The sequence below is a fragment of the Streptomyces sp. NPDC058678 genome (genome assembly GCF_042714835.1).
Taxonomy (GTDB): domain Bacteria; phylum Actinomycetota; class Actinomycetes; order Streptomycetales; family Streptomycetaceae; genus Streptomyces.
Genome location: NZ_JBHXSG010000150.1, coordinates 1 through 7,314 on the forward strand (window position 1 = coordinate 1; position 7,314 = coordinate 7,314).

Annotated in this window: 5 protein-coding genes and 2 pseudogenes; 3 read left to right on the forward strand and 4 right to left on the reverse strand. The window is 64.3% G+C overall.

The features are described from left to right. Window positions 1-72: 72 nt before the first annotated feature. Together ACFWWR_RS48095 and ACFWWR_RS48100 are read right to left on the reverse strand one after the other, a co-directional pair. Window positions 73-312 (reverse strand): hypothetical protein, encoded by a 240-nt coding sequence (locus ACFWWR_RS48095; protein ID WP_384310700.1) that lies wholly within the window; start codon window positions 310-312, stop codon window positions 73-75. Further along, window positions 312-533 carry a hypothetical protein gene (locus ACFWWR_RS48100; RefSeq protein WP_384310701.1) on the reverse strand — a complete coding sequence of 74 codons (222 nt, stop codon included), beginning with the start codon at window positions 531-533 and terminating at the stop codon, window positions 312-314. The genes ACFWWR_RS48095 and ACFWWR_RS48100 overlap by 1 nt, the downstream gene beginning before the upstream one ends. Before the next feature lie 927 nt (window positions 534-1,460). On the opposite strand from ACFWWR_RS48100, the gene ACFWWR_RS48105 reads away from it, so the two are divergent. From ACFWWR_RS48105 to ACFWWR_RS48115, 3 genes and pseudogenes are all read left to right on the forward strand, one after another. After that, the gene (locus tag ACFWWR_RS48105; RefSeq protein ID WP_384310703.1) at window positions 1,461-3,344 is read left to right on the forward strand and encodes a DNA/RNA non-specific endonuclease; all 1,884 of its coding nucleotides are present in this window, start codon (window positions 1,461-1,463) and stop codon (window positions 3,342-3,344) included. 1,252 nt (window positions 3,345-4,596) lie between these two features. Next, the gene (locus ACFWWR_RS48110; RefSeq protein ID WP_384310704.1) at window positions 4,597-5,490 is read left to right on the forward strand and encodes a hypothetical protein; all 894 of its coding nucleotides are present in this window, start codon (window positions 4,597-4,599) and stop codon (window positions 5,488-5,490) included. 798 nt (window positions 5,491-6,288) lie between these two features. Then, window positions 6,289-6,742 (forward strand): annotated as a pseudogene (locus ACFWWR_RS48115) (transposase family protein). Window positions 6,743-6,799: 57 nt separating this feature from the next. Here ACFWWR_RS48115 and ACFWWR_RS48120 read toward each other — a convergent pair. Together ACFWWR_RS48120 and ACFWWR_RS48125 are read right to left on the reverse strand one after the other, a co-directional pair. Continuing rightward, complete coding sequence (locus ACFWWR_RS48120) at window positions 6,800-6,979, reverse strand: hypothetical protein (RefSeq protein WP_384310705.1); 180 nt, start codon at window positions 6,977-6,979, stop codon at window positions 6,800-6,802. A 95-nt stretch (window positions 6,980-7,074) separates the two neighbouring features. Next, window positions 7,075-7,314 (reverse strand): annotated as a pseudogene (locus ACFWWR_RS48125) (hypothetical protein); the annotation flags it as partial.

The following is a 7,314-nucleotide window of genomic DNA, read 5'->3' on the forward strand; positions in this document are numbered from 1 at the left end:
CTTGTACGACAGCGACGCGCTCCCCACGGACGACCCTTCCCAGGCTGATCAACCAGAAGATCATCCCACCGGTCAGCCAACGTGACAGTGCCCGTTGGAGTGCTCAAGGGCAGGGACCCTGGCGAGGGTATGCAGAAGCGCGGCGGCTCGGTGGTGCGCGGCTGGGTAGACCAGTGTCCCCATTACCTCGTGGCGGTGGCGAGCCACGGCGGCGGCCAGCGCGCCGTAGTCGGTGACGTCGGGGTCGCCGGGCACGAGGTTCTGCGCAATATCAAGCAGCCAGCGCTCGTCGATGAGAACGACGGGCGACATCAGGCGGCGTGGCTGCTGGGTCCGGTCCCGAAGCGCTCGGCAAAGGCTTGTCCGTGCTCCTCGACAAAAGCCTTCGCGCCCTCGAGGAACCGGGTATGCGCGAGGTCAGCGGTGAGCCGCCGGCTCGCGTACTGGTCTGGGTTCTCGTGGTCGTCGGCGGCGAGACGCTGCAGTTGCTCGTACGTTTCGTCGTCGACCTTGATGCGGATCTCCTTCGGCATGCCCTCACAGTAGCCGGGCCCACCACTGCACGGGGAGGGATGGGCTGGAGCGGTCCGTCCCATGCTGCTTTGAGGGCGCCGGCGGTGCGCTGGACTGGCTGGCTGCCTGGGCCGCTGGTTCCGCTGAAGCGAAGGGCACGCAATGAGCTCGACACGTGGCCACCGGCTGGAAGCCGTCGCTGAACTGCTCGGTCTGGTCGGTGGGACGCTGGCGTGGGGCGGGCAGGCTCCTCCACGCAGGAAGACCGTCCGCCCTCGACCAGCTTCTTCCTCCATGGCACCGTCACCGTCGCCTCAATCCGGCTCTGGCTCAGACCGTGATGTGCTGGACAGGGACCTGTCCAGCACATTGCTGATAGCAAGCCTGGCTTGGCCGTGGCGCCCGACCGTCTGGCCGCGCCGCTCAGAGCGAGCGCAGAACCGGCAGGGCCGAACCGGCCGCGGTCAGCCCGGCCAGCACGGCGCCCGCCACGGGAGCGTTGGTGAGCGCGGTCAGGCCGCCCGCCACCAGCCCGATAACGAGCGCCGCGAGCAGAGATGGGCCGGAACGGGGAAGCGCTGCCAGGGAGTAAGCAGCTTGCGGGGGTTCGCGGGCCGCAGGGCCTGGTGTGCCCCCACCGGAGGGGATGTCGAGCGGCGTTCTCGTGCCCGCTCCCTCTGCGCTCGACTTGAGGCGGCCATTGCGTGCACGCGCTCCTTTCGGCTTGCAGCGGCACCCACCGGACCCGGTCACTGCCGCTGATCGGGCGCTGCGCCTTTCGCCGAGTGCTCGACCGAATGCATCAATATCGTACACAATAAGTAAATATCGACTACTATATGTAGTTACCGGGCCTCTGTCGAAAAGCGGCCAGCCGCGTCGGCCGTTGTCCGGATGGCGGAGTACGTCGCGTGCGCCGTCTCCTCTGGCGAAGGGACACCCCTGGCATGGCCACAAAGACCAAGAAGAAGACCGCCTCACGGTCGCCGAAGACTGCTTCGTCCTCTGAAGAAGAGCTGATCGGCTCGTTGCGGCGCTACATCCGCACCCGCGGCCCAGAGCTGCTGGACGACCCGAACGTCACCTCCGTCGGTATCGGCCGTAAGGTCACCGGCGGCCGGCGGGGCAAGCAGGTGGTGCTGCAGTTCACCGTGGCAAGCAAGGCCGAGCCGGAAGAGCTGGAGGCGCTGGGCACGGCCCCGATCCCCGAGACGATCACGGTGGAGGGCACGGAGGTGCCCACCGACGTGATTGAGCGGACCTACGCGCCGCAGTTCCGCACGGTGGCCGAGGTCGAAAGCCCGGCTCGCAAGACCCGCCTGGACACGATCGAGCCCGGAGTCAGCGTCGGAGTGGCCGGGGCCGTGCCGCCTGGGGCGGGCACCATCGGTTGCATCGTCTTCGACAAGACCGACGGCACCCCCTACGTGCTCAGCAACTGGCATGTCCTGCATGGCCGGGACGGCGAACTGGGCCATGAGATCGCGCAGCCAGGCCCTCATGACGACAACCGCATCCGCCGCAACCGCCTCGGCGTGCTCAAACGCTCTCACCTGGGCGTAGCCGGCGACTGCGCAGTGGCGACCATCGAAGACCGCTCCTTCGTCCAGGAAATCTTCGAGCTCGGCGTCGCACCCAAGGAACTGGGAGAGCCTGATCTCGACGACAAGGTGGTCAAGAGCGGACGAACCACCGGCGTCACGCACGGCATCGTCCGCCGCATCGACACCATCGCCAAGATCAACTATGGCGGGCAGGTCGGTGTGAAGACCATCGGCTGCTTCGAGATCGGCCCTGACCCCGCCAACCCCGCTGTCGATGGTGAGATCAGCCTGCCCGGGGACTCCGGAGCGGTGTGGCTGTTCAAGAACAACGGCCGCACCAGTACCGTGCTGGCCGGCCTGCACTTCGGCGGCGAAAGCAAGGGGGAACCGGACGAGCACGCCCTGGCCTGCCTGCCGACCTCCGTGTTCGAGAAACTCGAGATCACTCTCGATCCTCCGGGCCCGGAAGCACTGGAGGCCGTGGCCGGATACGACCCCGGCTTCCTCAGCGAGCGCATCGAAGCCCCACAGCTGGATGCCGACCTCGCCCGCGACGCGGTGCTGCTCAACGGCTCCCAGGTCATCCCCTACACGCACTTCTCACTGACGCAGAGCAAAAAGCGGCGCTTTCCGTTCTGGGTGGCCTGGAACATCGACGGCACCTCTCTCAAGAGGCTCAGCCGCCAGGGCATCCCATTCGTCAAGGACCCGCGGCTGCCGGCAGGCGCCCAGGTGGGCAACGAGCTGTATGAGAACAACCGGCTGGACCGCGGCCACATCGCCCGCCGCGCCGACCTGCTGTGGGGCAGCCTGCCGGAAGCCGAAAAGGCCAACACCGACTCGTTCTTCTACACCAACATCACCCCGCAGATGGACGACTTCAACCAGAGCTCCCAGAACGGCCTGTGGGGCAAACTGGAGGACGCCGTCTTCGCTGACGTCGACGTCGACGACCTCAAAGTCAGCGTGTTCGGCGGACCAGTCTTCCAGGACGACGACCGCACCTTCCGCGGCGTCAAGATCCCCCGCGAGTTCTGGAAGCTCATCACCTTCACCGAAAACGGCACGCTGAAAGCCAAAGCGTTCCTGCTCACGCAGAACCTCAACCAGCTCGAGGCTCTCGAACTCGATGAGTTCCGCACCTTCCAGATCACCCTCGGCGAACTCGAAGACCGCACCCACCTCCGCTTCCCCGCCGCCCTGCACAAGGGCGACACCCTGCTCGTACCCGAAGCGGCAACCGACCGCACCCCCTTGGAACAGCTGAGCGACATTCAGTGGGACTAGGCATCCCACTCCACAAGAAGTCAGCGCCAGTCCAGGTGCCAAAGGCGGGCGATACCGACTCGGCACCCGGACTGACGTGCGAAGACCGATGCTTGCGGCAACACAGCCGCGCGCGGGGCAAGGCGGTGTCGCGGAGCAGGGTGAGGACATGGGCCCCCACCTCCACGGCCTGTTCCACAGCCCGGGCCAGGTCGAGCTGCGACACGCGCGTCACGCGGCCGTCCCGGGGCTCCCGGAACACCGGCAGTAGCAGGCCCGTACAGACCGGCCACAGGCGAACCGGGCTGCCCGAAGAGAAGGCTCGTGACATGTGTGCCGTGCAAGGGCATCGGCATGTGCCACGTCCACCGGACCGTCGTGGACCGCCACTCGCCAGGACATCGCCTGGCAACTCCTGCCACTGCGGCTCGGGTTCGGCTCCGGACAAACCTGTTGGCGACGCCGGGCCGCTGGCAGAAGGCCGGAGTCTTCGAGCCCGACGCCGCTGCACCGCGTCCTGCTCGCCGAACTGCACGCGGCCGGCGAACTCGACTGGACGCGTGCGTGCGTGGACGTTCTCCCGTCCGCTCGAAAAAGGGGGTGCCGCAACCGGTCTGTCGCCTGTCGACCGGCGGAAGACAGGCAGCAAACACCACTTCCGTGAGTCGGTCGTGGCGTGGCGGATGAACGGTACGTCGACCGGCGCCTCGCTCCTGCCGCCGAGGTCAGGCGCCCATGATGGCCGCACCTGGTAGGCGCGGGGACGGTGCGGGTCGCGACCAGTCGCGAACTTGCCGCCCAGATGCGGCGCCGTACAGCTCCGAGCCAGTGGCACAAGACTACCTTGGGCGGCTTCACTCGCTCGCCGCACAGAAGCCGGGTTTTATGCCTCGGTGTTCACTGAACCCAGCTGGCGAGGAGCGGTTCAACCTCAACATTCGCTCAAATATGCGGTTAATCCACCAGCGAGGCGCTGCTTCGCGCATAAGATCGTCCTATTCCAAGCTGAAGAAGCACAGTGGGGACCTGACCAGCTCTGCAAACTTCTTCGGTGCACTGAAAGTGCACCGTGATCGCTTGATTCAAGATTCAACTTTGGGGGGATGTCATGATACCGATTGTGCGCGCTTCCTTAATCTCGACTGTTGCCCTTTCGACGATTCTCGTCAGTGCTGCCGTCACTCCAATTGCACGTGCCGTGCCGTCCCTTCCGGCGGCGCCTGCCGCTGAGGCGACCGGAGTGATAGCTCTCACTAGCAGCAACTCAGCTGACGTGACCCACACCGAAACCGGCAAAGCGGAGCTCGCAGAATTTGCCAGCCGCCACACCGAGTCACTCCCAACTGCAAGAGCCAGGAGTGTTACCGCTCTGCAGGACGAATACAAAGTGCTGCAGATCGACATGAGCGACATCTACTCAGCGTCGGGCGACTCCTCAGGCTCCTGTGACGTCAAGTCAGAGACGTTGGTGGCACCGATATCCGCCACGAACATAATTTATACGTCCAACGTCGAAGTGGAACCCTCTCCCAGCGGCGCTTCGGATACATGTCAGTTCAATGTCGAGTGGGATGAAAGCACTCCAGATCAGGCCACTCAGGATGATCCTGTAGAAGCCACGGCGGCTAGACCGTCTGCGCAGAAGTACGCCAGTGCATGCTTCTCTCGAAAGTGGCACTACGAGGAAGAATGGGACAATCTAAAAGCCAGCTGGAACGACTCTTGCTACCAAAACTGGGTGGAGAGGAACGACGGAAACCGCACCTGGAACTACTACACCAAGAAGGCGTCGAGTACATGCCTGGGCGTAAAGGGACGTCTGACGTCGTGTGGCCATGGAGTTGAGCGGGCGGCATCGGGACCGAAGGTTAGCTGGGAAGATTGGGCACCCAATGCAACCCAAGATCGAAACGACTGCCGCTCTAGAAGCATTAGTGTCTCCCTGCTCAACGTTTCCGTAGGTGGAGAATTCGACCTGTGTGAGAAGCAGGTGATCAACAAGTACGAGGAAGCTGGCAAGATGAGCAGCTACTGGAAGGGTAAGGTTACAAACTCTGCTCGCGGAACAGCACACCAAGTCGCTGTGAAGGTCGGTCAGAGTGCCGGGCGCCCGAAGTGGCACCACTGGATCAACTCCGACGTCTGCATCGGCTGCCTTCAGGGCTGAGGAACAATGGTGGGCGGGGCTCCGAAGGCATGCAGCGAGCCCCGCCCGGCTCGCAAAGCGCAGATGCTGTTAAGGCCTTAATGCCTTAGTTCTTATGACTCCGACTGACATACGAGGCGGCACCCGATGCGTCAGCATTTCCTTTTGATAGCGCCCCTGCTTCTGCTCGTAGGCGCGTGCGGGACGGACTCGGCCACGTCCGGCCAGTCTCCCACCCAAGAGTCCGCGCCCGTCACTTCCGAGCAGGCGCTCAGGGTTTTCGATCAGGTCGCTTCGCACGCGTCAACACTGGACTCCGGTAAGTTTTGCCGTGAATTCGCCTACCAGGTGGAAGTCTGTGAGGGGGTTTGGAAGGAAGCTGACGACTTCTGTCTGAAGCCTGGAGCGAAGCCTCGCGTCCTTCGTTCGGCGGTGGTGCGGAACACAAAGGAATCGCAGGGGGGACGAGTGCTGGAACTTGAAGGGCTGACCGCAGGCGGCCAGCGGTATGTTACCCAGTTCTTCGTGACAACAGCAGACGGTGAACCGCGGGCCTCTGTGGGCGTCTACTGGACCGGGCTAGGTTTGGCTGAGTCACCGTTGGGCGACGACCATACGGTGCTTCCCAAGTCGGAATGCGCGTAGGCAAACACGCTCACCGTCATGCCGCCAGAGGTCACCCCCTTGTCGAGCTGGCGCCCACACCTTGAAGGTCCATAGCTGCCGATGATGCCCTGGTCACCGCCCTCACGGGGCGTCTAAACCGAAAAGCCCAGGGGGCCAAACGGGGCAGCTACGCCAAGACCGTCTCGGACCGTAGTGGACAGTCACGGAGCCGAACAGGCAGGTCAGTATCACCGAAGCAGGGTCACAGGGCGTCTGATCGCGTTCTCGGCGAACGTGCAGGTCATCGTGGATGCGGAGACCCGTCTGGTGGTGGCGACCGTTTATCACATGCCCGGCAACACGGCGGACGCAAAAGCCTGGCGGGGCTCCGGTCTCGCCGAGCACTGCCAGGGCGTGACGGTGCTCGGCGACGGTGCCTACATCAACACCGGCCTGATCGTGCCGAACCGCAAACGCCCCGGACGGCCACTGCTGAAGGGCGAGGAAGAGGACAACGCAGCCCATCGCAAGGTCCGCGCGTGTCGAGCATGTCTTCTCCCGGATGAAGACCTACAAGATCCTCCGAGGCTGTAGGCAAATGGGCGACAGCCTTCACCATGTCGTCGAGGCCGTCGCCCGCATGCACAATCTCGCCCTCGCTGCGTGAGCCACCACGCCCAAACACCGCTTCAACATGCGTGATCACGGCCTTCTGTAACACCCTTTACCGCTGGTGGCTTTGGATCCACCAGATGACGAGGCCCACGGAGCCGCTTCCGGTGGCGTAGGCCGCCCCGCGCAGGGCGCTGGAGAGCATGGCATGGCGTCGGCGGCGGACCCATGCTGCGGCGGGAGCCGATCGTTTGGGCTCCTGTCGGCCGCGGGTACGGCGGTTAGTCTTCATGGTGGCGCTTCTCCCTTGTGGATGGGTGTCGAGCGGAGCCCGGTGAGGGCTGGTGGCCTGGAAACCTTCGTCCCCCAGCGGGTTCTGTGTGTGCGTCAGTGCTTCCCGGCGAGTTCCTGGATCTGGTCAGGGAGGCGGCTGTCGGGACGACAGACGATGCCACCGTCGTCGTGCCGGTTGGCGAGACGCTCGAATCGCTTCTCCAGCCGGCTGGTGGGTACTTCCCGGACCGTGCCGTGGCGGACGCTGTAGTCGGCGAACGACTCCAGACCGTTGATCAGCTCTCTGGTGAACTCCTCGACCGAGCCGTCGAAACCGTCAGGAGCCCGGTCTCG

Bases quoted from the DNA above. Each gene is read 5' to 3' on its own strand.
- ACFWWR_RS48095 (WP_384310700.1), bottom strand. From the start codon at position 312: ATGTCGCCCGTCGTTCTCATCGACGAGCGCTGGCTGCTTGATATTGCG.
- ACFWWR_RS48105 (WP_384310703.1), top strand. From the start codon at position 1,461: ATGGCCACAAAGACCAAGAAGAAGACCGCCTCACGGTCGCCGAAGACT.
- ACFWWR_RS48100 (WP_384310701.1), bottom strand. From the start codon at position 533: ATGCCGAAGGAGATCCGCATCAAGGTCGACGACGAAACGTACGAGCAA.
- ACFWWR_RS48120 (WP_384310705.1), bottom strand. From the start codon at position 6,979: ATGAAGACTAACCGCCGTACCCGCGGCCGACAGGAGCCCAAACGATCG.